The sequence below is a fragment of the Aureimonas ureilytica genome (assembly GCF_001475935.1).
GTDB classification, from domain to species: domain Bacteria; phylum Pseudomonadota; class Alphaproteobacteria; order Rhizobiales; family Rhizobiaceae; genus Aureimonas; species Aureimonas ureilytica_A.
On sequence record NZ_LDQA01000098.1, the window covers coordinates 1 to 961 of the forward strand.

Sequence of the window (961 nt, forward strand, 5' to 3'; positions counted from 1 at the left end):
ATGCGCGCCGACGCCGAGCCGGGCGTTGCCTCCATTCTGGTCGGCGACCTCAACATCGCGCCCTATGAGGAAGACGTCTGGAGCCACAAGCAGCTTCTCAAGGTCGTCTCGCACACGCCGATCGAGACGGAAGGGCTGATCCGTATCCTGAACGAGGGCAATTGGCGCGATCTCGTGCGCCATCACATCCCGCTGCCGCAGAAGCTCTACACATGGTGGAGCTACCGCGCGAAGGATTGGGACGGGGCCGACAAGGGCCGCCGCCTCGACCATGTCTGGGGCTCGGACGGCCTGCCGGCGATGGTGCGGGACGTGCGCGTGTTGCGCGAGGCGCGCGGCTGGGACCGGCCGTCCGACCACGTGCCCATTCTCGTCACGCTGGACGCCTGAGGGGAGGACGCCATGGGACGCCGGTTGCGTCCCATGGCTGTCATGATTTAAGCCGCCGTGGCAGCGGCCGCGCTGCGCTGAATGCGGATCGGCACGGATTTCGCCGCCGGCACATGCGCGGTCTTCTCGTGGTGCCAGAGGGGGATGAGCTTGTTCAGCTCCGGGTAATAGCCGCCGACATCGCCCTTCGGCAGCTTGAAGGAGTGGACGCGCAGGCCCTGCACCCGGCGCTCCACACCGTCATCGGCATGGGTTTCGACATCCACGAGGTCCTGATCGCGCAGGCCGAGACGCGCCATGTCGTCCTTGTTCATCAGGAGCACCATGCGCGAGCCCGAAATGCCGCGCAACCGGTCGTCATAACCATAGACGGTCGTGTTGAACTGGTCGTTGGAGCGCAGCGTCATCAGCTTGAACACGTCGGGGCCGTTGACGTCGATATCGGGGTCCGTGTCGAAGCCCTCCGGCACGAGGAAATTCGCCTTGCCCGTCTTGGTCTTCCAGATGCGCTTGCAGGCCGGCAGGTCGCGGTGGAAGCCGCCGGGCTGGAGGAAGCGCTGGTTGAAGTCCT

At 65.6% G+C, this 961-nt stretch carries 2 protein-coding genes; one reads left to right on the forward strand and one right to left on the reverse strand.

Going from position 1 to position 961, the window contains the following annotated elements; all coding sequences use genetic code 11:
* The coding region (locus NS365_RS22605; protein ID WP_343286852.1) for an endonuclease/exonuclease/phosphatase family protein at window positions 1–390 on the forward strand (390 nt) is incomplete at its 5' end.
* A 47-nt stretch (window positions 391–437) separates the two neighbouring features.
* On the opposite strand, the gene NS365_RS22610 is transcribed toward NS365_RS22605, so the two are convergent.
* A partial coding sequence (locus tag NS365_RS22610; protein ID WP_275477570.1) for a molybdopterin dinucleotide binding domain-containing protein occupies window positions 438–961 on the reverse strand: 524 nt, incomplete at its 5' end.